This window comes from Rhodanobacter sp. FW021-MT20 (assembly GCF_041107475.1).
Taxonomy (GTDB): Bacteria; Pseudomonadota; Gammaproteobacteria; order Xanthomonadales; family Rhodanobacteraceae; genus Rhodanobacter_A; species Rhodanobacter_A glycinis.
This window is the reverse complement of the sequence record NZ_JBGBPX010000002.1, coordinates 252,728-276,804: the sequence shown is the minus strand read 5'-3', so window position 1 is coordinate 276,804 and position 24,077 is coordinate 252,728. Positions and strand designations below refer to the sequence as shown.

The following is a 24,077-nucleotide window of genomic DNA, read 5'->3' as shown; positions in this document are numbered from 1 at the left end:
AATCCATGGCTGAACGGCAGTTGCGCGCCGCGCGGCGTATTTTCATGCGAGAGTCAGGATGTTTTGAGGCTGGCCTGCAGGTTCTTGATTGCATGGGGTTTTCGCGAGGGAGGTGGGATTCCGCCAGAGTGACCCCATCATCGAGTTTCGCGTGTGTCGATGGCCGCCGCCATTCACGCTGACATGGAGGGGGAATCGAATGAAGCCGCATATCAACAGCGTGGCGCCACGGCAGTTCACGCCATGAGTCTGCTGGTACTGGGCATGCAATGCCGTGACGAGCTCATCGATCGCCTCCTGCCGGGCCGGAAGTTGCAACGCGAGCTGCGTGCGAACTGGGGGCAGCCGGGTGCCGGGGAGCGAAGCTTTCTTGCCAGCTGGTACTTCGACCGGGTGCGTGATGCGCCGGATGCAGTGCATGTCGACGACCGCACCTGGGGCGACCTGGAGTTTCCGCGGATCTTCGCCCGCTTCGATACCACGCTGACGCCCATCGGCAGCCAGGTGCTGTTCAAGCAGTTGCGCACATACGCGGGGACGGCCGACGAGTCCGCCCGGCGTTATGCGCTGTGCGATCGACTGCGTTCGGAGCAGGCCTTGCGCGAACAGATCCAGCAGCAGCTGATGGCGTTGAAGGAGGAAACCCACGCCAATATCGCCGACTTTGTCTTCGGGCCGGAACCGGCGCCACCGAAACACCGCTGGCTGCTGGCGCTGTGGGGCCTGGCCTCCATCGCCGTGCTGGCCGCAACGATCGTCTGGGCATGGCCGATCTGGACCTGGCTGGCGATGCTGGCCGTCAATGCCGTCATTGCGTATCGGTCGATGTGGCGCATCTTCCGCAACACGGCCACCTTGAAGTCCTGCGTGCGCATGCTGCGGGTAGGGAATGGCCTTGCCCGCTTGCGCGGCACGGGGTTGTCGCCGCTGGAACAATTGGCGGATCAAGCCCCGCAGCGAACGCAGGCGCTTGGCGCATTGCGCTGGATGGCGTTGCTGCAGAAAAAGGCGCTGGAGGAACTGGGCATACCGATGTGGCTGACCCTGCTCTTTCTGGCCGAGCCGATTGCATACGCCTTTTCGATTGGACGGTTTGCGCAGATCCGCCCGGCGCTGGCGTCGACCTTCGAGCTGATCGGCGAGCTCGACGCGGCGATCGCCACGGCCTCGTATCTCCAGCAATACCCGACCCATTGCCAACCGACGATCGCGGATCACGCGCTGCTGCGGTTGGTCGAGGGCTACCACCCGCTGATCGCGCATCCGGTCAGCAATTCACTGGAACTGGATGGTCAGTCGTTGCTGATCACCGGCTCGAACATGGCCGGCAAGACCACCTTCATCAAGATGGTATCGATCAACCTCATCCTGGGTCGGACCATGGGTTTCTGCCTGGCCACCGAAGCCACGCTGCCGTTGACCCAGGTGATGACCTCGATCCGCAGCGAGCATTCGGTGGAATCCGGCAAGAGCCATTACTTCGCCGAGGTCGAGGCGATCCGTGCGTTCATCACGACGGCGGAGAAAGGTGGCCATCCGGTGTTCGTGATCGATGAATTGTTTCGCGGCACCAACACGTGCGAGCGCGTGGCGCTGGCCCGGGCCGTGCTGGAACATCTGGCCCGGCATGCGCTGGTGCTGGTGACCACGCACGATGTCGAGCTGCAGCCCGTCCTCAAACAGCACTACGCACTTTGCCACTTCCGCGAAAACCCCGAGATCGAGGGCTTTTTCGACTACCGGTTGAGGCCGGGCGCCAGCCGCGAACGAAACGCGATCCGCGTGCTGGCGCGGATGGACTTCCCCGAACGCATCGTCGCCGCAGCCATGGATTATTCGACGCAGGATCAGGAGCGGCAGAAGGATCGCGATCGCGAGAGTGCTGCCTGATTCGCATGGTCGAAGCCTTGCCGGCCCTATGTAGGAGCGCACCCTGTGCGCGAATGCTCTTCAACAGGCTCCATCCAGCAAGCGCTTTCGCGCACAGGGTGCGCTCCTACAAGAGAGCGCGGGTTCGAGATTCTGGTCAGCGTCCGAACGCCGGCAGCCTGGTTGACACTCCCGCGTTCTTCAGTTGCACGTAACGCGGCAGCCCGTCCTTGCCGTACGGCAACGGCGCCTCGCCGGTGATCAGGGGCGCCAGATAACGCCGTGCCGCTGCCGTGATGCCGAAGCCGTCGCGGCTGATGAAGCCCTTCGGCATCTTCTTCTCGCGGTTGGCGACTTTCGCCAGTGGTGCGGGTTCGATCTTCCAGCGATACGGTGCGTCGGACGTACGCACGATCACCGGCATCACCGAATTCATGCCGGCCAGCGCATAGTCCACGGCCGCCTTGCCGACGGCATACGCCTGCTCGGCATCGACTTGCGAGGCGGCGTGTCGCGCCGAGCGCTGCAGGTAGTCGGGCAGCGCCCAGTGGTACTTGTAGCCGAGCTTGTCCTTCACCAATGCGGCCAGCACCGGGGCCACGCCGCCGAGCTGGCTGTGGCCGAAGGCGTCGCGGGTGCCGGCCTCGGCGAGGAAGCGGCCCTCGGCATTGCGGATGCCTTCGGAAGCCACCACGGTGCACCAGCCCACGCGCTCCACCGTGGCTTTCACCTTGGCCAGGAACGCGGCTTCGTCGAATACGTTTTCGGGGAACAGGATGAGATGCGGCGGTGCATCGGCGCCTTCGCCGGCGAGACCCGCGGCGGCGGCGATCCAGCCGGCGTGGCGGCCCATCACTTCGAGGATGAATACCTTGGTCGAGGTCTCGGCCATCGAGGCCACGTCGAGACTGGCTTCCAGGGTGGAGATGGCGGTGTATTTCGCCACCGAACCGAAGCCGGGGCAGCAATCGGTGACGGCCAGGTCGTTGTCCACGGTCTTGGGCACGCCGATGCAGCGGATGTCGTAGCCCAGCGTCTTGCCGATCTGCGAAAGCTTCAGCGCGGTGTCGGCCGAATCGTTGCCGCCGTTGTAGAGGAACCAGCGGATGTCGTGGGCGCGGAACACCTCGATCAGTCGCTCGTACTCGGCGCGGTTGTCCTCCAGCGATTTCAGCTTGTAGCGGCAGCTGCCGAACGCGCCGCCCGGAGTGTGGCGCAGCGCGGTGATGGCGCTCTTCGATTCCTTCGAGGTGTCGATCAGGTCCTCATGCAGCGCGCCGAGGATGCCGTTGCGGGCCGCGTAGGCCTTCACTCCCCTGGCACGTGCCGCCTCGATCACCCCGGCTGCCGTGGCGTTGATCACGGCGGTGACGCCGCCGGACTGGGCGTACAGCAATTTGCCTTGGACGGGTTGGCGTGAGGGCATGGCGGCAGATCTCCGAAAGATGGCGCAACAGTATCGCGCGGATGGGCGCCAGCGGCCGTGCCAGCGCGCTATGGCGCGATCATCGTTTGACTATAACTGGCCGCAAACGCTACCGTGGGCTCCATTTTTCATGGAATCGTCGGCATGCTGCCGGCAATGCGGAGCCATATGCGACTCGTGCTACTCGGTGCACCCGGTTCAGGCAAGGGAACCCAGGCGGCTCGCCTCAAAAGCGATCTGGGCGTTCCCCATATTTCCACCGGCGACATGCTGCGTGCAGCGGTTGCTGCGGGTACGCCCACGGGGCTCAAGGCCAAGGCGGTGATGGATGCCGGCCAACTGGTTTCCGACGACATCCTGCTTGCCATGCTGGAAGAACGCCTGGCCCAGCCCGACGCCGCCACCGGCTTTATCCTCGACGGCTACCCGCGCAACCTGGCGCAGGCCGACGCGCTCGACCATCTGCTGACCCGCATTGGCCAGCCGCTGGATGCGGTGATCAAGCTGGAGGTGCCGAACGAGGCGATCATCGGTCGCTGCGAAATCCGCTTCAAGGCCGAAGGTCGCGCCGACGACAACCCCGACACCGTGCGCAAGCGCCTGGCCATCTACGCTGAGCAGACCGCGCCGGTCGCCGATTTTTATGCCCGCCGCGGCAAGCTGCAGGTGGTGGATGGCGTGGGCGAGCTGGCCGACGTCACCGCGCGGGTGCGCCGCGCGCTGGAAGGCGAATCTGCCGCGGCCAACGGCTGAGGCTGCTTTCTCCTCTCCCCGCGAGGAGGCGCCATGAATGGCGCCGACTGCAGAGCTGCGAGGCGAGGATCGGGCGAAGCGGGGGCTACCTCGTTTCCAAGCCTTCTTTCCGCTTTTTTTTGAAAGCCCGCGAGAGTCCCGCATTTTCGCCTCCGCCCCTCCCGGCGGGAACGGGAAGAGCAAAGAAGCGGTACGAAGGAACTCACTGTCATGCGTCTGCACATCCTTGGCATTTGCGGCACCTTCATGGGCGGCGTCGCCGCACTGGCGCGCGAGCTTGGACTCACCGTCGAAGGTTCCGACGCCAATGTCTATCCGCCGATGAGCACGCAGCTCGAAGGGCTGGGCATTCGCCTGATGGACGGCTACGCCGCCGAACACCTCAAGCCGGCGCCGGACCTGGTGGTGGTGGGCAACGCGATGACGCGCGGCAACCCTGCCGTGGAATACATGCTTGACGCGCAGCTGCGCTACATCTCCGGTCCGCAGTGGCTGGGCGAGACCGTGCTGGCCGGGCGCGAAGTGCTGGCGGTGGCCGGCACCCACGGCAAGACCACCACCAGCAGCTTGCTGGCGCATCTGTTGGAGAGCGCCGGCATGGCGCCGGGTTTCCTGATTGGTGGAGTGCCCGGCAACTTCAGCGTGTCCGCGCGGCTGGGGAAAAACCGGGGTCAGAGTCAGTTTTCCGAATTCCCCAGTGAGAACCGGATCGTGCAGAAAACTGACTCTGACCCCGGTTTTGACCCATTCGTGATCGAGGCGGACGAGTACGACACCGCCTTCTTCGACAAGCGCAGCAAGTTCGTGCACTACCGTCCGCGCATCGCGATCCTCAACAACCTCGAATACGACCACGCGGACATCTTCCCCGACGTGGCGGCGATCCAGCGCCAGTTCCATCACCTGGTGCGCACGGTGCCGGGCAATGGCCGGCTGATCGTCAACGCGCACGACGAGCGCCTCGCCGAAGTGCTGGCGATGGGCTGCTGGACGCCGGTGGAAACCTTCGGTATCGGTCGCGGCGACTGGCAGGCCGAGCTGATCGAAGCCGATGGTTCGGCCTTCAAGGTCAGTCGTGGTGGCAAGCTGGTCGGCGAAGTGCACTGGTCGCTGCTCGGCCATCACAGCGTGATGAATGCCCTGGCCGCACTGGCCGCGGCGACGGCCGCCGGTGCCGATCCGCGCGCACTATTGCCGGCCTTCACCGACTTCGCCAGCGTGAAGCGGCGCATGGAACTGGTGGGTGAGGTGCACGGCGTGCGCGTGTACGACGATTTCGCGCATCACCCCACGGCCATCGCCACCACCCTGGCCGGCTTGCGCGCCAGCGTGGGCGAGGCGCGCATCCTGGTGGCGCTGGAGCCGCGCTCCAATTCGATGCGACTGGGCGCGCATGCCGACGCACTGGCGCCGTCACTGGCCGACGCCGATACCGTGGTGTTCCTGCATCGCCCGGAACTGCCGTGGGACGCGCATCGCGTCACCGATGCGCTGGCGGGGCGTGGCCGCACCGAGCCGAGCGTCGACGCGTTGCTCGCAGCGCTGCGTAGTGAAGCAAAGTCCGGCGACCACGTGGTGTTCATGTCCAACGGCGGTTTTGAGGGTGCGCCACGGCGGTTTGTCGAACTGCTCGGCGCCTGACTCCCTCTCCCCTTAGAGGAGAGGGAGAAAAGCATCAAGTCAGCGGCGCGTCGAAGCATGGCGGCCGGCGCTGGTATTCGCGTTGCGCGGCAACCCATACGGTCAAGCCGAAACTCATCGTGACGATCACCAGCACGAGACCGCCGAGGGCGAAGCCGAGCGCGCCAAGCAGCCAGTAGCCACCCCAGTACACGGCCATCGCGCCGAGTGTCACCACGATGTCGACCAACGAACGGCCCAACGTGCCTTCCGGGCCGATCAGATGTACCGCCAGCGCGACCAGGCTGGCCGGTGCCGCCACGATGGCGGCGTCGACCAGCATGCGTGCCGGCTCGGTGGCGTGCACCAGCACCACCCCCAGCGCGGTGTACGCCAGCGCGCTGAGCACGCTGATCGGCACCAGGATCAGCAGCGCGTCGATCAGCGTCTTCTGGTAATCCGCGCGGGTTTGCGGGGCCAGGGTCAGGTAGAGGTCGGCCAGGTTCGGTTGCATCCGGCGCATGCCGCGGCCCAGTTGGGGGAAGCGTGACAGGCACAGCAGGATGGCGTAGGCGCCGACGATCTCGGCGTTGAAGCGCTGGCGATGCATCACCGCAATGACGTAGAACGACACGATCACCGCCACCAGCAACAGGCGCAGCGCGATTGCCTGCGGATTGTCGTGTGGCAGCAGCAGGCGGCGCACCAACACTGCGCGCAATCGCCACGATGGCCGCTGCCGATAGCGGGCCAGTGCGGATTCCATCGCGCGTTGCGAGGTGCCGTCGAACCAGGCAGTGATGACCTTGGTCAGTTTGCCGCGGCGCGCCGGTCTGCCGTCCACGGGGCGCATGCGCGAGCGTCCGAGCTGGGTGTTCGACAGCGGCGAAACATCTGCCTCGCGATCCTCGATACGCAGCATCGATCGCAGCGTCAGCCGTACGAGCAGCACCGCCACGAGCAACAGCAGCGGTATCGTCAATGGCGATGCAGCGGCCGCGCGCGCGATTTGCGACGCCAGCCCGGGCTTCCAGCCGGCCAGCACGAAGACGCCCCAGATCATCAGGTTGATGTAACGCTCGGTGCCGGAGGCCAGTCCGATCGCCGCCAGCAACAGGATCAGCGTACCGGCCAGCCACACGTGTGGTGCGCCGAGCACAGCCGCAGCCAGGGTCGGCAGCAGCACCCATTGCGCCAGTTCCAGCGCGCCGCCCCAGGCCAAGTGGCGGCGGAAATCCGGCAGCAGGAAGCTTTCCGGTCGGCACAGACCGCGCAGGCACTGTCCGATCATCATGAACCACAGCCACGTGCCACCGCCGAACAGTATCGCGGCGCCCGAAGCGGCGGCATTGCCCATGGCCGGCATCAAGCCCAGCGCCACCGCGCCACCCAACCACATCAGCTGAACCAGCACCGCGATCAGCGTGGTCTGCCGGCACGGCTGCAGCCACAGTTGCCAGACCGCCTTCATGCCAGCTCCACGAACAGGTCTTCCAGCGTGGGCGTTTCGATGCGCAGCTCGGCGCCTTCGCGTTCGGCCAGCGCGTGCAGGCTTTCCACACTCGGATCTTCCACCAGCAATTGTGCTTCGCTGCCTTTCACCGTGGCCTTGAGCAGGCCGGCGACTACCGGCGCTTCGGTCCAGCCGCCCGGACGGCTGAGTACCACGCGGCGCATCCGCTGGCGCAGTTCGGCCAGCGGGCGGGTGAACTGGATCGCGCCGTCGCGCAGCAAGGTGATGTCGGCCTCGGCGCGTTCCAGGTCGGCGGTGATGTGGGTGGAGAAGATCACCGTCTTGCCCGGTTGGCGCATCAGTTCCAGCAGCTCGCCCATGAAGGCGCGGCGCGCCTGCGGGTCGAGGCTGGCCACCGGTTCGTCCAGCACCAGCAAGTCGGGCTCCGGCGCGATCGCACGCACGATCGCCAGCTTCTGCCGCTGGCCCTGCGACAGCTCGCCGATCTTCTGCTTCGGGTCGAGTTGCCAGTCGGCGAGCAGGCGGTCGGTCAGCGCGTGGTTCCAGTTCGCGTAGAACGCCGCGGTGAAGTCGAGGTAGGCGCGCACTTTCATCCACGGGAACAGGTCGAAAGTCTGCGGCACGAAACCGATGCGGTGCATGCGTTCGCCACCCGGCTCGGTCATCGGTTCGCCGAACAGTTCCACGTTGCCGCCATCGATCGGTGACAGACCGAGCAGACAGCGCAGCAGGGTGGTCTTGCCGGCGCCATTGCGGCCGAGCAGGCCGATCACGCGACCGGCCGGCACGTCCCAGTCGATGCCGCACAGCACCTCGCGTTTCTTGAAGGATTTGCGCAGCGCACGCACGCGAACCACCGGCGCGGTATCGGTCGATGGCGGTCGAGCGAGATCGGTGGCGAGTGTCGATTCCTGGTCAAGCACGGGCATCTCCGAATTCCCTTTGGCTGGAAGTCGCCAATGTGACGCCGGCGCCCGGTCGGCGTCCAGTCTTGCGCGTGCTGCATGCCCGGCGGGCAGCCTCCGGCCCGAGTCGGAAGCGTGAACGCTGCCGGGACGGGGCATGTCGTCGACGGATACACTTGGCCGATGGCTGGCCCTTCCAACCTCGTCGAACTGCCCCTGTTCCCGCTGTCCAGCGTGCTGTATCCGGGCGGCCAGTTGCAGCTGCGCATCTTCGAACCGCGCTACCTGGACCTGGTGCGCGAATGCACGCGCAACGATTGCGGCTTTGGCGTGTGCCTGATCCTGGAAGGCCACGAGGTGGGCGCGCCGGCGGTTCCGGCTGCGGTGGGCACGTTGGCGCGGATTACCGATTTCCACCATGGCGCGGACGGCCTGCTCGGCATTTCCGCCGAAGGCAGCCGGCGCTTTCGCGTCAGTCGTACGCGGGTGCGCGCCGACGGCCAGTTGCGCGGCGACGTGGAATGGCTGCCGGAGGAACTGGCGCAGTCGGTGCCGGTGGAGTTTGCATTGTTGCAAACGATTCTTGAGCGGCTGATCGAGACGATGGCGCCGCAATGGAAGGATGCGCCGCGCGAGGCCTACGAAGACGCCAGCTGGCTGGGTTTTCGCCTGGCCGAGCTGCTGCCGTTGGCGGGGGACGAACAGCAGCGGATGCTGGAGCTGGTCGACCCCTTGCATCGCCTGGCCGAACTGCGCGATATCCTGCCGCGTTTCCAGAAAGCCTGAGCGCCACCGATCGCTTCGGGCTGCGCGCGTGGCGGTGGCCATCGTCCCGCGTAGACTGGGCGTTCATCCTCGGCGACGGAACCTGGCATGCAAACCCTGGCTGGCAAAACCCTGTTCATCACCGGTGCCTCGCGTGGCATCGGCCTGGCCATTGCGCTACGCGCGGCGCGTGATGGCGCCAACGTGGCGATTGCCGCCAAGAGCGGCGTGCCCAATCCGAAATTGCCAGGCACCATCCACACGGCGGCGGCCGAGGTCGAGGCCGCGGGCGGCAAGGCGCTGGCGCTGAAGACGGATATCCGGGATGAGGAGCAGGTGCATGCCGCAGCGGCCCAGGCGGCGGAGCATTTCGGTGGCATCGACATCGTGGTGAACAATGCCAGCGCGATCTGGCTGGCCGGTACCGAAGACACGCCGATGAAGCGCTTCGACCTGATGCACCAGGTCAACACCCGCGGCACCTTCCTGGTCACCCAGGCTTGCTTGCCGTACCTGAAAAAAGCGGCCAATCCGCATGTGCTGATGCTTTCGCCGCCGCCGAACCTCGACCCGAAATGGTTTGCGCCACACACCGCCTACACCATTGCCAAGTACGGCATGAGCCTGTGCGTGCTGGGCATGAGCGCCGAGTTCGCGCGGTTGGGCATCGCGGTGAATGCGTTGTGGCCGCGTACGGTGATCGCCACCGCGGCGATCGGGATGATCGACGGGGTAAAGCCCGAGCATTGCCGAACCCCCGACATCGTGGCCGATGCCGCGCACGCCATCCTGACCCGCCCCGCTCGCGATTACACCGGCCATTTCGCCATCGACGACGAAGTGCTGCGCGAGGCCGGCGTCACCGACTTCGGGCATTACGCCGTGCAGGCGGGTTCCCACCTGTTGCCGGACCTGTTCCTGGACTGATTCCGGCTGTTGCCCCCTTGCGTGAGGCGCTGGCATACGGAGGGAATGCGGGTGTATAAAGTGTGATGTACATCACACTTTTGACATGTTTGGAATGCATCGTCAAAGGCAAACCACCCTGTGCGGGGTGGGAGTTATGCCGGGATTCGCAGCCGTCCGGCGGTCTCGCCGGATGGATCGCGGAAACAGGGACAGGGGGCAAGCATGGCCAGCAAGACACCCCAACATTGCGTGGTGTGGTTCGGGCAGCCGTCGGCGGGAGAGGTCGATGGCGTGGCGCAGGCGGGTTGGCGCGTGCGGGTTACCGACGCGCAGGACGGCAACGGCATCGGCATGCGCCACGGCGACATCGTGGTAGCGATCGCCGATCTGCGACGATGCGATGCCGAAGTGTTGCCGGCCTTGCGCAACCTGGTTGCCGACCATCCCTGGCTGCCGTGGCTGTTGCTGATGACGGACGCCGATCAGGTGCAGGACCCGCTGGTGCAACCGGTGCTTTCGGCCTGTACGGCATCCTTCACCGCGCCGTTCGAGATGAAGCAGTTGTCGACGACGTTGCAGGCGATTCGCGAAGGTCGCTGGGCCGTCATGATGCCCTGCGTGGCCGGCCTCACCGGGCACAGCCAGGCCATCCAGCTGGTGATGGCCAGCATCCTCAAGTACGCGCCGGTGGACCTGCCGGTGTTGATTACCGGCGAAACCGGGACCGGCAAGGAATTGGCCGCCTGCGCGCTGCATCAGCAGTCGTCGCGCCGCGAGCGACCGTTTGCGGCGATCAACTGCGGCGCCCTGCCGCTGAACCTGGTGCAGTCCGAGTTGTTCGGCCACGAGCGCGGTTCATTCACCGGCGCGAATGCGCGGCATGCCGGGCGCTTCGAGGCGGCGGCGGGTGGCACGGTGTTTCTCGATGAAGTCGGCGACCTGCCGGCGGAGGCGCAAACCAGCCTGCTGCGCCTGTTGCAGGAAGGGACGCTGGAGCGGGTCGGTTCCACCCAGCCGATCCGGCCCGACGTACGGGTGCTGGCGGCGACCCATGTGGATCTGGAAAAGGCGGTAGCGCAGGGCCGCTTTCGCGAAGACCTGTATTACCGGTTGAACGTGCTGCGCCTGCGCATGCCCGCCTTGCGCGAACGCGAGGATGACATGGAGTTGCTGGCACAGCAGTTCCTCGAAGGTTTCCGGGCACAGCATCGTTGCCTGGCGCGCGGCTTCAGCCGCTCGGCCTTGCAGGCGATGCGCGGGTTCGCGTGGCCCGGCAATGTGCGCGAGTTGCTCAATCGCGTGCAACGCGCCGCCGTGCTGGCCGAGGACGCACTGATCAGTGTGGCCGATCTCGATCTGTCCGCCACCGATCCGTCACCGCTTGCCGGGCTTGACCGGGCCCGGGTGGAGGTGGAGCGCGAGACGGTGGTGGCGTGCCTGCGCGCCAGCCGTTTCAACATCAGCGAGTGCGCGCGACGGTTGAAGGTGTCGCGCGTCACCGTGTACCGCTTGTGCAAGAAGCATCGCCTGGCGCTGGCGGAAATGCGCTAGGAGCGTGGGCGGCAGAAATCTTCCGGGCTGCAAAAGTGGCTGCGTGGTCCATATGTCCGTCGCTTCTTGGCCCATAGAACCACTATGGGCCGGCGAATCGTCGAAAATCTGTCCTCACACAGCCACTTTTTCGCCTCGAAAGTTTCTACCGCCCATGCTCCTGGTCGGCCATGCCGGATGATGGCTTGGCCATGTCTCACAAGGTGTAGGGAATCTTGAAGGTCAGGGTGAAGTTGGGCGCATCCGGTGTCAGGCCGATGCCTAGCATGGTGACCAGTGTCGTATGGCGACTGAGTGCGTACGTCACCCCCATGTTGAACGCAGCGGCATTGGCGTCACTGCCGGTCACCTTGGCCCAGCGACCCTTCGGCGCGCGCAACGAGGCCTTGGCGCTGAGCTTGTCGCTGAAAGAAAGGCTGAGACTGGTGCGTTCGTTGAAGGCGAACGCCACGCCCGCGCCATACGTGTAGGCGTCGCCCAGTTTCACGCTGCCGGGGGTGGTGGTCTGCGGGTCGGTGTCGATGTCCGCGAAGCTGCGCGGGAACGCATGCGTGTAGGCCAGGTTGGCGAACACGATGGCCGGATCCATCGTCTTGACCACCGAGACGCCGAACGTGGCCTGCCACAGTCCGTTGCCGGTCGGCTGCCGTACCGGCACGGCGAATTTTCCATGGGTGGCATTGTCGCTGCCCGGGCCGCCGGGGGTACTCCAGTCGATGCCGTAGGGCGCGCGCCCGGTGGGCGCCACGACACCGAACGTCAATACCGTACCCGGGCGATGCGCCGTCTCGGTGAACAGCTCGTAGTTGGCGCTGAAGCTGACGTCGCCGATGCCCTTGCCATCGGTGGCTTCCTCCTGGGTGGCCGCGGCCGAACCACCGGCACCTCCCTGGAAATAGGCGGTTCGGCGCGCGAGGTAGGGCACATCCAGACTCAGCGTCATGCGCTGGCTGACGCCGTAGCGCGTGGTCAGGTCGTAGGTCAGCAGATCGGACTTCACGTCTTGCAGCGCGATATTGCCGAGGAAGATGGCATCCAGCGCCAGGAAGCCGTTGAGCGTGAGTTGCTTGCGGTCGTACCAGGCGTAGGTGAGGCCGTTTTCGATCGTCAGCTTGCGCGTGAAGACCGAGGTGTTCTGCTGCAGGGCATCCTGCAGGCTGCGCGTGGATGGACTTTGCCTGGCCTGTTGCTCGGCGGCGTGGCTACCGGCCTGTCCGTTTTCCGCGGCGGTTGCGTTGGCTTGTGGCTTGATGGTGTTTTGCGGCGGCGACGGGTTGGGTGTGGTCGATCCGGAAGCGGACGCCACGGCGGGTATCGGGGTGGTGGCGGTTTTGCCGGCGATTCGTGCCTGCAGTGCCTGCACCTGCATGTCCAGCTCGCGCAGTTGGCGTACCTGCTGCGCGTAGCTTGCCTTCAGCGTTTGCAGTTCGCGATTGAGTGCCTGGACGTCGTTCCGGTCTTGCGCCGACGGTGCGGCCTGCGCGGCCAGGGTCTGCTGGGCCAGGGCGCAAGCGGGCATGCCGATGGACAAGCTGCAGGTCACCGTGGTGACCAGGAGTTTTCTTTGCATGATGATGGTTCCCCTGTTGCGGAGGAATCGCCGGGCGGTGCGATCCTCAGCGGTTGCCGATGCCTCGGGTGAGTCCGAGGGCTTGCGTCACGCCTTGCATGAGCTGGAGGTTGCCGGCTGTCGTCTGGCGGATCAGTTCGATCTGCATGGTGTTGCTCACCCACTGGTTGTCGGAGGTGAGCTGCACGCTCTGGCCGAGGCTGCCGGGCTGTATCCATTGCCGCAGGCTGCCTTGGCCGGGAATGTCGAGCAGCACCTGTGCCACGCCGTTGGCGTAGCCGGCACTGACGGTGGCGCCATCGGCGCTCGTGCCGAGCGGGATGCCGCCGCCGGAACTGCCGCCTGGCGGCGTGCCGCCGTCGCGGATGACCAGGCTGGTCAGGTTGCTGGCAAGGTTGCCGTCGCCGGCTACCTGCACGCTTTGCACCATCCCCCCGATATTGGCCAGGCCTTGGTTGCTTGCGCTGCGGTTCGGGTCGTTGGGCGAGCCCGCGGGTAGTGCTTGGGCGGCCGTGATGCTTACCGTGGGGGTGAAACTGACTTGCGGTTGGTCATGCCTGAAATCCATGCCCAGCGTGAGCGTGCCCTGCAGTAGCTGGCCGGTGCTGCTGCGCCAGGTGGAGATCATGCTTACGCCGAACCACGCCACCGCATTGTTGCCGATGGTGTAGCGGCCGCGCATGGCGCCGAGGTCGGTGTCGGAGACTTCCTGCAAACTGCGGTGGGCGTGGGTATCGGCGGCAAACGCCGGGGCACCCCAGTGGAGCAAGCCTACGCCGATCATCGTCACAAGAAAATGCTTGCCGTTCATGGCGTGCGTCCTCAGAAAAGATCGGCTTGGGTGAAGCCGAAGTCGAGCAGTTCGGCATTGGTGACCGGTCCCTGGCGCGCGAACAAGGCGCGCGCACTGGGCTTGTCCAGTGGACGCAACAACACGGTGTTACGGTCGAAATCGCTGCCGATCACCACGAACACGACGCGGGATGGCCAGCTCTTGATGAAATCGGCGAGCGGCACGCTGCGATTGCCGAGCATGGGGTCGGCCAGTTCCGCGCTTCCGTCGCGCACCTGCTTCAGCACCACGAAATGGGTGAAGCCGTTGACGTTCATCAGCACAAGTGCCGGGATGCGCAGCGTACGCAAACGCGCCTCGTCGACGCGATAACCGTGGCCGCGCATGCCAAGCGCTTCCACGTAATGCTTGATGTCGAGCATCGAAAAGCCGCGTTGCCTGACGATCGCGGGGTTGGCCACGCCCATCATGCCTTGGATCACCGTGGTCTCATCCACGTTGAGGTCGTAGGCATAGCGCAGGATGGTGGCGAGTGCCGCGGCGCCACAGCTGTAGTCGGTGTGCTGGCGCACCATGTAGCGATAGCGCGATTCCTGCATGCTCTCGACATGGCTGATATACGGGGCGCCGTTGGGCAGCACGCCATCGAAGCGCACGTTTCCGGCACGTACACCGGCACTGCAGGCAAGGCCAAGGCCCAGCAGGGCAAGGAGTGGTTCGAGGTGTCGCATCACGGACGTCCTGGTGCAAGGGAAGACCCCCGGCCCGCAGGGGCCGGGCCGGGGACTCCACAGGTGCCCCGGCAAAGGAGTGCCGGGATACCGCCCTCGTTGCCGCGTTCGGCGGCGTTGATCCTTATTGGCCCGCGACGGCCATCGACAGGGTGTTGGCCTGCATGTTGCCGGTGCCGGCCGCCACGTTCACGCCGATGTTGCCGCTGGCATTGGCGAAGGCACTGCCTGACAGGCTGGCCGTGTTCGTGGTGCTCTGCTCATCGCAGTAGTTCAGGCCACCGGCTTCGTTGGCAGTGAAATTGCCGAGCGAATGCTGGTCGGTCGATGCGGTAGCCGTGGCGTACACATTGTTCTGCGTGGTCGATGCCGCAAGGCCGTTCAACTGCTGGTTGTCATCGCCGGATGCCACGTTGACGCCGATGTTGCCCGAGGCTCCCTTGAAGGCGTTGCCGCCGACATGCGAGCTGTTGGTGGTGCCCGCGTTGCCGCTCATGTCGAAGGCGGCCGCCTGGTCGGCAAACGCTTCGGCATCGGCCATGCCGCCGGAGTTGGCGGACGGATCGCCACCGTTGTTGCAGTCGTGGCTGGTGCAGTTCTGGGTCGAGAGCGTGCTGGTACCTGCCCCCGCACCGGCCGCGGCAATCGCGGCGGAGTTGGCCTGGGCGTTGTTGTCGCCGGATGCGACGTTCGCGCCGATGTTGCCGGAACTCTTGCTGCCCACCTTGCCATTGATCGTGCTGGTGTTGCTGGTGGCATCCTGGTTCAGCACCGCGTTGCCGACGCTGGATTGCGAGCCTTCCTCGATCGCCACGGCCGCTGCGTTGATGTTCAATGCACCGCTCAGCTTGGGATCGCCACTGATGCTCACGTCCGAGCCCAGCGAGACATGCTTGCTGATCGTCACGCTGTTGCTGTGCGAATTGCCCTTGCCGTGGTCGTCGTTGTGCGCATACACCGCAGAGGTGCCGAACAGGGCGGTAACTGCCAGAGCCATCAGGGTCCGTTTCATGTTTGCGTTCATGGTGTTTCCTCAGTTCATGTTTTGACTAGCGACTGCGCTCAACGCGGGGCGGACGTGGCCGAGAGCAACAAGCTGTTGCTGGTGGCGTTGCCCGATCCCGCGATCTGGTTGAGTTGCAGCAAACCCCGAAATCCATGCATGGCGGACGATTCGACCGCGACGCTGCGCGACCCTTTCGGCGACGTGCTGCCTGGATTGGCGGGGGGCTGCCCCCCTGCCGACGCAGAGACGGATGCGGACAGGGAACTGTCCGTCGCCTCGCGTATGCCCGGTGATGCCAGCGCGGTGCTGACGGCGTTGAATTCGGCGTTGCCGTTGCCGCTGGCTTGATTGATGGAAACGATGCCGCGCCCGTTTTCGAACGCGTGATCGCCGATGCGTGCGCTGGCATCCAGTGGTGCGGCGGTCACGTCGCCACGTTGCAACTGTCGCACCCGGATCATCGTCTGTGCCGTGGCGCCCACGGCGAACGCACGCAGATTGGATTGCTGGTTGAGCGTGCCGGCCGACAGGTTGATGGCCGTGGCCCCGCTCACGCCCTGGAAGGCTTGTCCGCCGATGCGGCTGTTGTCGAGATAGCCGAGCATCGACGCATAGCTGGCGCCATCGGCTTTGCCGTCGTCGCCGGCGTAAGCCACGCTGCAGGTCAGCAGCAACAGCAGTGCGAGCATTGCGAAGGTGCGGTGCGCGTGCATCGTCCGCAACCTCAATGCCCGATGCCGGCTGCGGCGGTCGACAGCGGCAATTGCGACAGTGCGCTGGTGACTTGCTCGCCGATGCCCCGGGTGGCGGGGCCGATCGACCCGGTCGAACCGTCGACCACATTGCTCACGCCGTTGCGGGCCACCATGCCGCTATTGCCACTGGCCGAATGGCCGAGGTTCGTGCCAAGTGCCCGATCAAGCACGCGACCGATCGCCGTGTTGCCTTGTCGCGGCGTGGCGCCGAGGTTGGCGACATCCGCGTCGGAGAGTTCGCCCTGGCCGAGTCCGAGCGAGTTGTCGATCTGCTGGCGTGGGGACGGATTGACGATAAGGGCCATACCTGGCGACAGCGGTTGCCGATAGGCCGGGCGCGTCGCCACGTCGCGCAACAGCACAATCTCGCCAGGCTTGGCCTTCACGCCGGCACGTGCGCCGAGATCGTCGCCGGCAAATGCCATGGCGGAAGGCAGCAGGGCGATGGCCAGTGCGATCAACCGCCCGGGGAAACGGCCCGTACCGATGTTCAACTGATGGCGAGTGCGAAATTCCATGGAGCGTTCCTCAATCCCTGGACCTGACTCAGCAATCGACGTGCCAACGAGAGCAAATGGGGCAGGACAAGGGTTTGCGGGCCGTTGTTGCGTTGTTGTCCCGGGCGTGGCGCGTTGCGCGGTGTTACATCCGCGGCGACGAAGCTTGCCGACATGGCGGTTGGAGCCTTGTGGTTGCGCGGGCTGCCCGGGGGTGTAACGGTGCTGATACACCCGGTGTGCCATGCAACAGGTGTTGCGGTGGAATCTGGTGTTTCGACGGGGGGCTGGCTAGGATGCGCAACACTCGCTGATTCACGTTTTCCCATGGCATGGCCGTTGCGGTGATGCCCGGAGCACACCATGCATTCGCAGGATTCGTCCGTGTCATCCCTCACCGCCCTCGGCAAGCGCTACTGGCTGCCGGTGTACAAGCCGCGCGAGCTGGTGCTCGACCATGGCAAGGGTGCGCGCGTGTGGGATACCGACGGCCGCGACTACATCGACTTCGGCGCCGGCATCGCGGTGAATGCACTGGGCCACCAGGACCCGGACCTGCTGGAAGCGTTGACCGCCCAGGCGGGCAAGCTGTGGCACGCGAGCAACGTGTTCTACACCGAGCCGCCGCTGCGCCTGGCCGAGGAGCTGGTGAAGGCGTCGGATTTCGCCGAGCGCGTGTTCCTGTGCAATTCCGGTGGCGAGGCGAACGAGGCGGCGATCAAGCTGGTGCGCAAGTGGGCCGCAGCGCAGGGGCGGCCGCCGGAGCGGCGGGTCATCGTCACCTTCAAGGGCTCGTTCCACGGACGCACGCTGGCCACCGTCACAGCTACCGCGCAACCCAAGTATCAGGCTGGCTACGAGCCACTACCCGAAGGTTTCCGCTATCTCGCATTCAATGACGCCGAGGCGCTGGAAGCGGCCTTTGCCGCAGGCGATGTCGCCGCGGTAATGCTGGAGCCGGTGCAGGGCGAAGGCGGCGTGGTGCCGACGGCACCCGGTTTCCTCAAGCGCGTGCGCGAATTGTGCGATGCGCATGAGGCCTTGCTGGTGCTGGACGAGATTCAGTGCGGCATGGGTCGCACCGGCGCGCTGTTCGCGCACAGCCACGATCATGTGAAGCCGGATATCGTGACCCTGGCCAAGGCGCTGGGTTGCGGTTTCCCGATCGGCGCGATGCTGGCCGGTCCGAAGGTGGCCGAGGTGATGCAGTACGGCGCGCACGGCACCACTTTTGGTGGCAACCCGATGGCCGCAGCGGTGGCGCGGGTGGCGCTGCGCAAGCTGGCGTCATCCGAAGTGCTGATGAACGTGGAGCGGCAGGCGAACGACTTGCGCGAGGGACTTGCCCGGATCAACCACGATCTGCACCTGTTCGACGAGGTGCGCGGGCGCGGCCTGATGATCGGTGCCGTGTTGGCCGCGGCGTACAAGGGCAGGGCCGGCGAGATTCTCGATCACGCCGCCGCCCACGGCCTGCTGCTGCTGCAGGCTGGCCCGGACGTGCTGCGTTTCGTGCCGCCGCTGACGATCGGTGACGAGGAAATCGCCGAAGGCCTCAAGCGCCTGCGTGCGGCATTGACCGCTTTCGTCGCGGCGTAAGCGCGGCGGGCTGCCTGCTCGGCGAGATTGCAGCGGGAGCCCGTCGGCTGATCGCCGATGGCGACACGCTGGCCGGGGTGTCGCGTCAGCGCTTGCAGGGTTGATGTTCGGCGGGGTTGGTATCATGGCAGCCCCCATCGAAGTCACCGGTGAATCCCCATGAAATATCTGCACAGCATGGTGCGCGTGCGCGATCTCGACGCCTCGTTGCGTTTCTATTGCGAGGGCCTGGGCCTGCGCGAAGTGCGCCGCAAGGAGGTGCCCGAAGGCAAGTTCACGCTGATCTTCCTTGCCGCGGATGAAAGTCCCGAAGCGGAAGTCGAACTGACCTGGAACTGGGGTTCGACCGAGGATTACGGCAGCGCACGCAACTTCGGCCACCTGGCGTTTCGGGTGGAAGACATCTACGCCACCTGCGCGCGCCTGCAGTCGATGGGCTACACCATCCACCGGCCGCCGCGTGACGGCCACATGGCTTTCGTGCGCTCGCCCGACCTGGTCTCGGTCGAACTGCTGCAGGACGGCCATCTGCCGCCGCAGGAACCGTGGGTCTCGATGCCGAATACCGGCAACTGGTAAGCGTTGCGGCGAGCGCTACCCATGCCGGGTGACGCTCGCCGCGTATCAGCCTTTCGCCTCGCGCAGCGCTTCGCGTGCGGCCTGCAAGGTATCGGCGATGTCCTGATCGGAGTGGGCGCTGGACATGAAGCCGGCCTCGAAGGCGCTGGGTGCCAGATACACGCCGCGCTTCAGCATGCCATGGAAGAAGCGGTTGAACAGTGCCGTGTCGCAGGCGGTCGTCTGCGCAAAGCTTTCCACTTTCTGCGCGCTGAAGAACAGGCCGAACATGCCACCGACGCGGTTGGTGCTGAACGGCACGCCCTCGCCGTCGGCGACCGACTGGAAGCCGTCGGCAAGCAGTCGCGTACGCGCGGCCAGCGTGTCGTGGAAACCCGGCGCCTGGATCAGCTCCAGCATCGCCAGTCCCGCGGCCATCGCCACCGGATTGCCGCTGAGCGTGCCGGCCTGGTAGATGGGGCCGGCCGGGGCGATCTGTTCCATCAGGTCGCGCCGACCACCGTAAGCACCCACCGGCATGCCGCCGCCGATGATCTTGCCGAAGGTGGTGAGGTCGGGCGTGACGCCGTACAGCGCCTGCGCCCCGCCCAATGCCACGCGGAAGCCGGTCATCACCTCGTCGAAGATCAGCAAGGCGCCGTATTGCGTGCACAGGGTGCGCAGGCCTTGCAGGTAACCGTCCTTCGGCGGAATGCAGTTCATGTTGCCGGCAACCGGCTCGATGATCAGGCCGGCAATGTCTTGGCCGTGTTCGGCGAACAGCGCCTTCGCGGCATCCAGATCGTTGTAGGGCAGGGTGAGGGTGAGGTCGGCATTCGCCTTGGGCACGCCTGGCGAGGTGGGTACGCCGAAGGTGAGCGCACCGGAGCCGGCTTTCACCAGGAAGCTGTCGCCGTGGCCGTGGTAGCAGCCCTCGAACTTCACGATCCGCGCGCGGCCGGTGGCACCGCGGGCAAGCCGGATCGCCGACATGGTGGCCTCGGTGCCCGAGTTCACCATGCGCACCATTTCCATCGACGGCACCAGTCGGGTGATGGTTTCGGCCATCGTCACCTCGGCCGCGCACGGCGTGCCGAACGACAGGCCGTTCCTGATCGCCCGCTCCACCGCTTCGCGCACGGCCGGGTGGTTGTGGCCGGCGATCATCGGTCCCCATGAACCCACGTAATCGATGTAGCGCGTGCCTTCCACGTCCCACAGATAGGCGCCGTCGGCGCGTGCGGTGAAGAATGGTTCGCCGCCGACCGACTTGAACGCGCGCACCGGCGAGTTCACGCCGCCGGGCATCAGGGGCAGGGCGCGCTGGAAGAGTTCGTGGTTGGTGCTCATCGGGGGTCTCGATCGGATGGGTAGAAATGGGCAAAGCGTTGCGCGGCGGCGCGGACATCGGGCGCACGGAAGACCGCCGAAATCACGGCCAGGAAATCCGCGCCGGCGCTAACCAGCGAGGGGGCATTGTCCGGCGTGATTCCGCCGATCGCCACCCGCGGCACGCCAAACGTGGCGCTCTGTCGCAGCAGCTCGGGCGTGGCGCGTGGGGCATGGGGCTTGGTCGGGGACGGAAAGAACGCACCGAACGCGATGTAGTCGGCGCCAGCGGCAACCGCTGCGCGGGCACGATCGATGGAGTCATAGCAGGAGACGCCGATGATGGCCTGGCTGCCCAGTGCAGCGCGGGCAGCAGCCAGCTCGCCGTCTTCCCTGCCCAGATGCACGCCATCGGCGTGAATGGCCTGGGCCAGCGCGACATCGTCGTTCACGATCAACACCGCGCCGCAGCTACGGCAAAGCCGCTGCAGAGCGCCTGCTTCGGCGTGGCGCCGGGCATGGTCCGTGGTCTTGTCGCGGTATTGCAGCAGGCGTGCGCCGCCGGCAAGCGCTTGCGTGACGACATCGAGCAAGTCGTCACGCGGACCGTCGGTGATGGCATACAAGCCGCGAGTGGCAAATGGGGTCATGCTGCGGAAGATGGGGTGTGGAGGCTTTCGCCGAAAGGGATGAGTTGCGAGAATGGCGCATTCACACCGATCAAGCGACACTGCTAATGAGTCCGAGCACCACCGATACCACCCTGCGCAAATGGATGTGCGTGGTTTGCGGCTACATCTATGACGAGGCGCTGGGCGTGCCCGAGGAAGACATTGCACCAGGTACGCGCTGGGAAGACGTGCCCGACACCTGGACGTGCCCGGATTGTGGCGCGACCAAGGAAGATTTCGAGATGGTCGAAATCGACTGAATGCCCCCGGCATGCCCGCAAACGGCCCGATTCCATCAGCGTGGTGGCCGGGCCGTTTGCTTTGATGCTACCGAGTCCCGCAAACGGCACGAGGAGGCATCATGCAGCAGTTCATTCCCTTCGAGGACGACTGGGACGCGCTGGACAAGCTGGATCTGTCGGCGCTGATCCCCTTTCATATCGAGCTGGCTGACGCGCAGAAGCCACTCCCGGCCGTCGCGCCGGTTCAGCGCACCGCGCCGAGGTCGGCGTCGATCGCCAGCACGTCGCCCACCCGCGCACCGATGTGCCTGGCTTCGCCTGCAGCCAGCTCCAGTACATAACGAGCCGGCATGTCACTGGGATAGGTGGCGCACGGGTCAGCCTTGCACGGCGGCACATCCAGCTGCATCGACACCAGCTTGCGGTGGCCGTCGAAATAGAGGATGTCGAGCGGGATCAGCGTGTTCTTCATCCAGAACCAGCGCGGCTGCGTGTCGGGAAACACGAACAGCATGCCGTGGTCCGGTGCAAGCCCGGTGCGCCCCATCAGACCATGCTCGCGGCTGGCCGCATTCGTGGCCAACTCCACCGTGATGCGGGTGTCGTGCAGGGTGGCAGATGCCGTGGGCGCATCTGGCTGCTTCGCTTGTGCGCAGGCGCATGCCGCCATCGCAAGTAGCAGGGAAAGCATCGGTCGCTTCGACATGATGGGTGTCCGACAGCTGATGATCGCTCGAGTGTAGCGCCGGGCCCTCGCGGCAAGACCGCGACTCTTCCAGCCCGCGTCATGCCGGTGCGTCTCACGGCGTCCTGATCACCGGGAGCGAGCGACACGGTTGTTGCGGAAGAGACGAAGCGAGCATGCTCAATGACTTGCGTGGAAGAAGAAAAAAACTTCACGAAAGTGCTTGCCAAAAAGCGGGGTGGTGCCTAGTATTCGCCCCCCGCCGCTGGAGATCTTCAGCACGGCAACCCGGCAAGAAAAAAGATTGATTGCAGGTGTTGACGGACCGAAAGATCGATGTAGAATGGGCGGCTCACCCGGGACGAAACGTCTCGGGGCAACTTGAAGAAAGAGTTGCAAGTGATTGATCTTTGACAGTGTGCGCAGGTGACTTGTGTGGACGCCTTGCAGTGGACGGAGAGACTGTCCAAAAAATGCAAGGGTCCAACGCAAAGTCAGCAATGACGTTTTACGTTGGGACAACCCTTCAGAAAGACAGATCATCTTCGGATGGTCGAAAACTTAAGTGAAGAGTTTGATCCTGGCTCAGATTGAACGCTGGCGGCATGCCTAACACATGCAAGTCGAACGGCAGCACAGCAGAGCTTGCTCTGTGGGTGGCGAGTGGCGGACGGGTGAGTAATGCATCGGGACCTACCCAGACGTGGGGGATAACGTAGGGAAACTTACGCTAATACCGCATACGTCCTACGGGAGAAAGCGGGGGACCTTCGGGCCTCGCGCGGTTGGATGGACCGATGTTCGATTAGCTAGTTGGTAGGGTAATGGCCTACCAAGGCGACGATCGATAGCTGGTCTGAGAGGATGATCAGCCACACTGGGACTGAGACACGGCCCAGACTCCTACGGGAGGCAGCAGTGGGGAATATTGGACAATGGGCGCAAGCCTGATCCAGCAATGCCGCGTGTGTGAAGAAGGCCTTCGGGTTGTAAAGCACTTTTATCAGGAGCGAAATACTATCGGTTAATAACCGGTGGGGCTGACGGTACCTGAGGAATAAGCACCGGCTAACTTCGTGCCAGCAGCCGCGGTAATACGAAGGGTGCAAGCGTTAATCGGAATTACTGGGCGTAAAGGGTGCGTAGGCGGTTAGTTAAGTCTGTTGTGAAATCCCCGGGCTCAACCTGGGAATGGCAATGGATACTGGCTAGCTAGAGTGTGTCAGAGGATGGTGGAATTCCCGGTGTAGCGGTGAAATGCGTAGAGATCGGGAGGAACATCAGTGGCGAAGGCGGCCATCTGGGACAACACTGACGCTGAAGCACGAAAGCGTGGGGAGCAAACAGGATTAGATACCCTGGTAGTCCACGCCCTAAACGATGCGAACTGGATGTTGGTCTCAACTCGGAGATCAGTGTCGAAGCTAACGCGTTAAGTTCGCCGCCTGGGGAGTACGGTCGCAAGACTGAAACTCAAAGGAATTGACGGGGGCCCGCACAAGCGGTGGAGTATGTGGTTTAATTCGATGCAACGCGAAGAACCTTACCTGGCCTTGACATGTCCGGAATCCAGCAGAGATGCAGGAGTGCCTTCGGGAATCGGAACACAGGTGCTGCATGGCTGTCGTCAGCTCGTGTCGTGAGATGTTGGGTTAAGTCCCGCAACGAGCGCAACCCTTGTCCTTAGTTGCCAGCACGTAATGGTGGGAACTCTAAGGAGACTGCCGGTGACAAACCGGAGGAAGGTGGGGATGACGTCAAGTCATCATGGCCCTTACGGCCAGGGCTACACACGTACTACAATGGTCGGTACAGAGGGTTGCGATACCGCGAGGTGGAGCCAATCCCAGAAAGCCGATCCCAGTCCGGATCGAAGTCTGCAACTCGACTTCGTGAAGTCGGAATCGCTAGTAATCGCGGATCAGCTATGCCGCGGTGAATACGTTCCCGGGCCTTGTACACACCGCCCGTCACACCATGGGAGTGAGTTGCTCCAGAAGCCGTTAGTCTAACCGCAAGGGGGACGACGACCACGGAGTGGTTCATGACTGGGGTGAAGTCGTAACAAGGTAGCCGTATCGGAAGGTGCGGCTGGATCACCTCCTTTCGAGATAGGCAGCCTTCGTTGCTGCAAGACGTCCACACAAGACACCTGCACATCCGCATGCCATAAGGCATGAAGGGCCTTCGGGTCCATAAGCTTTATGGGTCTGTAGCTCAGGTGGTTAGAGCGCACCCCTGATAAGGGTGAGGCCGGTGGTTCGAGTCCTCCCAGACCCACCACCATTGGGGCCATAGCTCAGCTGGGAGAGCACCTGCTTTGCAAGCAGGGGGTCGTCGGTTCGATCCCGACTGGCTCCACCAGCTTA

General features: G+C 64.6%; 21 protein-coding genes, 2 tRNA genes and 1 rRNA gene. 12 read left to right on the top strand and 12 right to left on the bottom strand.

The features are described from left to right. The first annotated feature begins 243 nt into the window (after nt 1-243). Complete coding sequence (locus AB7849_RS04100) at nt 244-1,890, top strand: MutS-related protein (RefSeq protein WP_369500627.1); 1,647 nt, start codon at nt 244-246, stop codon at nt 1,888-1,890. A 136-nt stretch (nt 1,891-2,026) separates the two neighbouring features. Here AB7849_RS04100 and AB7849_RS04095 read toward each other — a convergent pair whose 3' ends face one another. Then, nucleotides 2,027-3,295: a 6-phosphofructokinase gene (locus AB7849_RS04095; protein WP_008210083.1), complete on the bottom strand. Its 1,269-nt coding sequence runs from the start codon at nt 3,293-3,295 to the stop codon at nt 2,027-2,029. 168 nt (nt 3,296-3,463) lie between these two features. Here AB7849_RS04095 and AB7849_RS04090 point away from each other — a divergent pair, with 168 nt between their 5' ends. Together AB7849_RS04090 and mpl are read left to right on the top strand one after the other, a co-directional pair. Beyond that, nucleotides 3,464-4,048, top strand: a complete 585-nt coding sequence (locus tag AB7849_RS04090; RefSeq protein WP_037099148.1) for an adenylate kinase — start codon at nt 3,464-3,466, stop codon at nt 4,046-4,048. A 210-nt stretch (nt 4,049-4,258) separates the two neighbouring features. Continuing rightward, a complete protein-coding gene (gene mpl / locus AB7849_RS04085) occupies nt 4,259-5,689 on the top strand; it encodes a UDP-N-acetylmuramate:L-alanyl-gamma-D-glutamyl-meso-diaminopimelate ligase (RefSeq protein WP_008210079.1) in 1,431 nt (476 codons plus the stop codon). Between the two features lie 34 nt (nt 5,690-5,723). Here mpl and AB7849_RS04080 read toward each other — a convergent pair whose 3' ends face one another. Beyond that, nucleotides 5,724-7,139 carry a hypothetical protein gene (locus AB7849_RS04080; protein WP_008210077.1) on the bottom strand — a complete coding sequence of 472 codons (1,416 nt, stop codon included), beginning with the start codon at nt 7,137-7,139 and terminating at the stop codon, nt 5,724-5,726. Further along, a complete protein-coding gene (locus AB7849_RS04075; protein WP_008210075.1) occupies nt 7,136-8,071 on the bottom strand; it encodes an ABC transporter ATP-binding protein in 936 nt (311 codons plus the stop codon). Before AB7849_RS04075 ends, AB7849_RS04080 begins: the two co-directional genes overlap by 4 nt. 159 nt (nt 8,072-8,230) lie before the next feature. Between AB7849_RS04075 and AB7849_RS04070 the strand changes: the two genes are divergently transcribed. The 3 genes from AB7849_RS04070 (at nt 8,231) to AB7849_RS04060 (ending at nt 11,272) form a co-directional block, all read left to right on the top strand. Beyond that, nucleotides 8,231-8,833: an LON peptidase substrate-binding domain-containing protein gene (locus tag AB7849_RS04070; protein ID WP_008210072.1), complete on the top strand. Its 603-nt coding sequence runs from the start codon at nt 8,231-8,233 to the stop codon at nt 8,831-8,833. Nucleotides 8,834-8,920: 87 nt separating this feature from the next. Beyond that, complete coding sequence (locus tag AB7849_RS04065) at nt 8,921-9,739, top strand: SDR family oxidoreductase (RefSeq protein WP_008210071.1); 819 nt, start codon at nt 8,921-8,923, stop codon at nt 9,737-9,739. Between the two features lie 204 nt (nt 9,740-9,943). Further along, entirely contained in the window at nt 9,944-11,272 is a 1,329-nt protein-coding gene (locus AB7849_RS04060) for a sigma-54 dependent transcriptional regulator (protein WP_008210068.1), read from the top strand. 196 nt (nt 11,273-11,468) lie between these two features. Here AB7849_RS04060 and AB7849_RS04055 read toward each other — a convergent pair whose 3' ends face one another. The 6 genes from AB7849_RS04055 to AB7849_RS04030 form a co-directional block, all read right to left on the bottom strand. Continuing rightward, nucleotides 11,469-12,791 carry a hypothetical protein gene (locus tag AB7849_RS04055; protein ID WP_037099420.1) on the bottom strand — a complete coding sequence of 441 codons (1,323 nt, stop codon included), beginning with the start codon at nt 12,789-12,791 and terminating at the stop codon, nt 11,469-11,471. 97 nt (nt 12,792-12,888) lie between these two features. Next, nucleotides 12,889-13,653 (bottom strand): hypothetical protein, encoded by a 765-nt coding sequence (locus AB7849_RS04050; RefSeq protein WP_369500626.1) that lies wholly within the window; start codon nt 13,651-13,653, stop codon nt 12,889-12,891. Between the two features lie 11 nt (nt 13,654-13,664). Continuing rightward, nucleotides 13,665-14,366, bottom strand: a complete 702-nt coding sequence (locus AB7849_RS04045) for a C39 family peptidase (protein ID WP_008210516.1) — start codon at nt 14,364-14,366, stop codon at nt 13,665-13,667. Between the two features lie 124 nt (nt 14,367-14,490). Continuing rightward, nucleotides 14,491-15,390, bottom strand: a complete 900-nt coding sequence (locus AB7849_RS04040) for a hypothetical protein (protein ID WP_008210514.1) — start codon at nt 15,388-15,390, stop codon at nt 14,491-14,493. A gap of 38 nt (nt 15,391-15,428) precedes the next feature. Continuing rightward, complete coding sequence (locus tag AB7849_RS04035; RefSeq protein WP_008210511.1) at nt 15,429-16,085, bottom strand: hypothetical protein; 657 nt, start codon at nt 16,083-16,085, stop codon at nt 15,429-15,431. A gap of 11 nt (nt 16,086-16,096) precedes the next feature. Then, nucleotides 16,097-16,645 carry a hypothetical protein gene (locus AB7849_RS04030; RefSeq protein WP_008210510.1) on the bottom strand — a complete coding sequence of 183 codons (549 nt, stop codon included), beginning with the start codon at nt 16,643-16,645 and terminating at the stop codon, nt 16,097-16,099. A 342-nt stretch (nt 16,646-16,987) separates the two neighbouring features. Here AB7849_RS04030 and AB7849_RS04025 point away from each other — a divergent pair, with 342 nt between their 5' ends. Next, nucleotides 16,988-18,223: an acetylornithine/succinylornithine family transaminase gene (locus AB7849_RS04025; protein ID WP_369500625.1), complete on the top strand. Its 1,236-nt coding sequence runs from the start codon at nt 16,988-16,990 to the stop codon at nt 18,221-18,223. A gap of 159 nt (nt 18,224-18,382) precedes the next feature. Continuing rightward, nucleotides 18,383-18,802, top strand: a complete 420-nt coding sequence (locus tag AB7849_RS04020) for a VOC family protein (protein WP_008210509.1) — start codon at nt 18,383-18,385, stop codon at nt 18,800-18,802. A gap of 45 nt (nt 18,803-18,847) precedes the next feature. Here AB7849_RS04020 and hemL read toward each other — a convergent pair whose 3' ends face one another. Continuing rightward, a complete protein-coding gene (gene hemL, locus AB7849_RS04015) occupies nt 18,848-20,131 on the bottom strand; it encodes a glutamate-1-semialdehyde 2,1-aminomutase (RefSeq protein WP_008210508.1) in 1,284 nt (427 codons plus the stop codon). Then, nucleotides 20,128-20,760 (bottom strand): thiamine phosphate synthase, encoded by a 633-nt coding sequence (thiE, locus tag AB7849_RS04010; RefSeq protein WP_369500623.1) that lies wholly within the window; start codon nt 20,758-20,760, stop codon nt 20,128-20,130. The genes hemL and thiE overlap by 4 nt, the downstream gene beginning before the upstream one ends. A gap of 86 nt (nt 20,761-20,846) precedes the next feature. Between thiE and AB7849_RS04005 the strand changes: the two genes are divergently transcribed. After that, nucleotides 20,847-21,041, top strand: coding sequence for a rubredoxin (locus AB7849_RS04005; RefSeq protein WP_037099400.1), 195 nt, complete (start codon nt 20,847-20,849; stop codon nt 21,039-21,041). A gap of 226 nt (nt 21,042-21,267) precedes the next feature. On the opposite strand, the gene AB7849_RS04000 is transcribed toward AB7849_RS04005, so the two are convergent. Further along, the gene (locus AB7849_RS04000) at nt 21,268-21,729 is read right to left on the bottom strand and encodes a DUF192 domain-containing protein (protein ID WP_008210506.1); all 462 of its coding nucleotides are present in this window, start codon (nt 21,727-21,729) and stop codon (nt 21,268-21,270) included. Nucleotides 21,730-22,270: 541 nt separating this feature from the next. Here AB7849_RS04000 and AB7849_RS03995 point away from each other — a divergent pair. From AB7849_RS03995 to AB7849_RS03985, 3 genes are all read left to right on the top strand, one after another. Further along, nucleotides 22,271-23,815: ribosomal RNA gene (locus AB7849_RS03995) — 16S ribosomal RNA — on the top strand. Nucleotides 23,816-23,914: 99 nt separating this feature from the next. Continuing rightward, a tRNA-Ile gene (locus tag AB7849_RS03990) sits at nt 23,915-23,991 on the top strand. Between the two features lie 5 nt (nt 23,992-23,996). After that, a tRNA-Ala gene (locus AB7849_RS03985) sits at nt 23,997-24,072 on the top strand. The last annotated feature ends 5 nt before the right edge of the window (nt 24,073-24,077 follow it).

Excerpts from the sequence above, each read along its gene's own strand:
- thiE (WP_369500623.1), bottom strand. The coding sequence starts at position 20,760 with ATGACCCCATTTGCCACTCGCGGCTTGTATGCCATCACCGACGGTCCG.
- AB7849_RS04005 (WP_037099400.1), top strand. The coding sequence starts at position 20,847 with ATGAGTCCGAGCACCACCGATACCACCCTGCGCAAATGGATGTGCGTG.
- AB7849_RS04040 (WP_008210514.1), bottom strand. The coding sequence starts at position 15,390 with ATGAACGCAAACATGAAACGGACCCTGATGGCTCTGGCAGTTACCGCC.
- AB7849_RS04030 (WP_008210510.1), bottom strand. The coding sequence starts at position 16,645 with ATGGAATTTCGCACTCGCCATCAGTTGAACATCGGTACGGGCCGTTTC.
- AB7849_RS04090 (WP_037099148.1), top strand. The coding sequence starts at position 3,464 with ATGCGACTCGTGCTACTCGGTGCACCCGGTTCAGGCAAGGGAACCCAG.
- AB7849_RS04065 (WP_008210071.1), top strand. The coding sequence starts at position 8,921 with ATGCAAACCCTGGCTGGCAAAACCCTGTTCATCACCGGTGCCTCGCGT.
- AB7849_RS04075 (WP_008210075.1), bottom strand. The coding sequence starts at position 8,071 with ATGCCCGTGCTTGACCAGGAATCGACACTCGCCACCGATCTCGCTCGA.
- AB7849_RS04025 (WP_369500625.1), top strand. The coding sequence starts at position 16,988 with ATGCATTCGCAGGATTCGTCCGTGTCATCCCTCACCGCCCTCGGCAAG.
- AB7849_RS04095 (WP_008210083.1), bottom strand. The coding sequence starts at position 3,295 with ATGCCCTCACGCCAACCCGTCCAAGGCAAATTGCTGTACGCCCAGTCC.
- AB7849_RS04050 (WP_369500626.1), bottom strand. The coding sequence starts at position 13,653 with ATGAACGGCAAGCATTTTCTTGTGACGATGATCGGCGTAGGCTTGCTC.
- AB7849_RS04080 (WP_008210077.1), bottom strand. The coding sequence starts at position 7,139 with ATGAAGGCGGTCTGGCAACTGTGGCTGCAGCCGTGCCGGCAGACCACG.
- AB7849_RS04055 (WP_037099420.1), bottom strand. The coding sequence starts at position 12,791 with ATGCCCGCTTGCGCCCTGGCCCAGCAGACCCTGGCCGCGCAGGCCGCA.
- AB7849_RS04035 (WP_008210511.1), bottom strand. The coding sequence starts at position 16,085 with ATGCACGCGCACCGCACCTTCGCAATGCTCGCACTGCTGTTGCTGCTG.
- AB7849_RS04060 (WP_008210068.1), top strand. The coding sequence starts at position 9,944 with ATGGCCAGCAAGACACCCCAACATTGCGTGGTGTGGTTCGGGCAGCCG.
- AB7849_RS04070 (WP_008210072.1), top strand. The coding sequence starts at position 8,231 with ATGGCTGGCCCTTCCAACCTCGTCGAACTGCCCCTGTTCCCGCTGTCC.
- AB7849_RS04045 (WP_008210516.1), bottom strand. The coding sequence starts at position 14,366 with ATGCGACACCTCGAACCACTCCTTGCCCTGCTGGGCCTTGGCCTTGCC.
- AB7849_RS04100 (WP_369500627.1), top strand. The coding sequence starts at position 244 with ATGAGTCTGCTGGTACTGGGCATGCAATGCCGTGACGAGCTCATCGAT.
- mpl (WP_008210079.1), top strand. The coding sequence starts at position 4,259 with ATGCGTCTGCACATCCTTGGCATTTGCGGCACCTTCATGGGCGGCGTC.
- hemL (WP_008210508.1), bottom strand. The coding sequence starts at position 20,131 with ATGAGCACCAACCACGAACTCTTCCAGCGCGCCCTGCCCCTGATGCCC.
- AB7849_RS04000 (WP_008210506.1), bottom strand. The coding sequence starts at position 21,729 with ATGTCGAAGCGACCGATGCTTTCCCTGCTACTTGCGATGGCGGCATGC.
- AB7849_RS04020 (WP_008210509.1), top strand. The coding sequence starts at position 18,383 with ATGAAATATCTGCACAGCATGGTGCGCGTGCGCGATCTCGACGCCTCG.